Raw genomic sequence first — 1,765 nt, 5'->3', positions numbered from 1 at the left:
AGCAGGGATGTTTAGAGAAGTTGCCGTTGTTTAAGCAAATCTTTGGTTGATAGGTGAGAGATGAGATGAAAATACATAAAGTAGGTTTACGGTTCGCCGGGGTATCATCATTGGTATTATTAGCATCATCATTTGCTAATGCTGCTGACCCGTCCACGGTTAAAAAAGACATGACTATGTCAGATATGGACCATAGTAGTATGGACATGTCGAACATGGATCATGGCAGTATGGACATGTCTGGTATGGATATGTCAGATATGGATCATAGTGGTATGGATATGTCAGGCGATATGTCGGATATGGATCATAGTGGTATGGATATGTCAGGCGATATGTCGGATATGGATCACAGTGGTATGGATATGTCAGGTGACATGTCAGATATGGATCACAGTGGCATGGATATGTCGGGCGATATGTCAGGTATGGATCATAGTGGCATGGATATGTCAGGCATGGACCATGGCAGTATGGATATGTCAGGAGGTATGCAAGGTGGTAAAGCTCCAGCTGATGCTCGCAGTCCTGACTACTCGAACGGTGTTCCCTATGGTCGCTTTGGTAAGCCTGTGATGATGGATAGCTTACCGTTATGGGGTGTGTCAGTAGAAACTTTGGGCTATCAGTTTGAGAATGACCAAATCGATTTTGAGTTTGATACGTGGTACGGTACTGATAGTAATCGTGTCACTCTACGCAGTGAAGGTAGTGCTCAAACTAACGATGATAAAGAAATTGATAGCTTAACCTCACTCGCTTATTGGAAGCCGCTCGGTATCTTCTGGAATGGAGAAGCGGGTATTGCTTATAATACTGAAAACGATAAGTCCGCAATCATGGCAGGCATTGTTGGTACGGCGCCGTACTTCGTTGAGACTGACGCAAGAGCTTATCTATATACTGATGGTCAAGTCCAGCTTGATCTTGGGACAGCGTACGAGTGGCGCTTAGATCAGCGTTGGGTGGTCAGACCAGAGCTGGAGCTGACTGCCTTTAGTAAAGATGATACCGATAACGGTATTACTAAAGGATTTAATGAGTTTGAAGCTGAAGTTAGGCTGGCTTATGAGACATTCAGTCGTCAGCTCGCGCCTTATGTTGGTTTCAGCTACAAGAGCGCCTTGGGTGATGCGCGAGACTTACGTCGTCAAGAGGACGAAGACGTTGATTCTAATAGTCTGACTGCTGGTGTGATGTTTTGGTTCTAGTGTTAACCATGTAAGTAACAACAGTTTATAACACTAGCTCTAAAAAAAGGCACCTCTTTATTTAGGTGCCTTTTTACTAAATTAAGGACAAGAATATGAATAACCATATGGATAATAAACAGAAGCAAATGAACCCTTATGTAAAGTTCACAATCATGATTTTAACATCGACAGTGGTGATGTTTATCATGATGTATTTTAACACCTATCAGTGGGATCATATTTACTTTAGTGAAACCCGAGCTTATATGGCGCTGTATATGGGCGCGGTAATGGCAATTATCATGCTCGCCTTTATGACTAATATGTATAAAAAAACCAAGATAAACTTGATGGTTTATGGGGTTAGCGTAGTTTTATTTGCCTTTGGTCTTTGGGGCGTACGCTCTCAGCAAACGGTCGATCAAGTGGATTGGATGCAGGCGATGATACCGCATCACTCGATTGCTATTTTGACCAGTTCGCGTGCTGATATCGAAGATCCACGTGTACGTCAGCTTGCTGATGACATTATCGAAGCACAAAAGCGTGAAATCGCTGAGATGCAAGCGCTT

Annotated in this window: 2 protein-coding genes; both read left to right on the top strand. The window is 43.1% G+C overall.

Going from position 1 to position 1,765, the window contains the following annotated elements; all coding sequences use genetic code 11:
* The first annotated feature begins 65 nt into the window (after positions 1 to 65).
* Complete coding sequence (locus CXF58_RS01115) at positions 66 to 1,211, top strand: copper resistance protein B (RefSeq protein ID WP_102076314.1); 1,146 nt, start codon at positions 66 to 68, stop codon at positions 1,209 to 1,211.
* Positions 1,212 to 1,306: 95 nt separating this feature from the next.
* On the top strand, positions 1,307 to 1,765 hold a 459-nt coding region (locus CXF58_RS01110; RefSeq protein ID WP_102076313.1), incomplete at its 3' end, for a DUF305 domain-containing protein.

The organism is Psychrobacter sp. Sarcosine-02u-2, from assembly GCF_002836335.1.
GTDB lineage: Bacteria > Pseudomonadota > Gammaproteobacteria > Pseudomonadales > Moraxellaceae > Psychrobacter > Psychrobacter faecalis.
Note: the sequence above shows the minus strand (reverse complement) of the source record. Positions and strands in the feature narration are given on the sequence as shown.

What these genes read in the sequence shown, in the direction of transcription:
- CXF58_RS01115 (WP_102076314.1), top strand. Translation starts at nt 66, where the DNA reads ATGAAAATACATAAAGTAGGTTTACGGTTCGCCGGGGTATCATCATTG.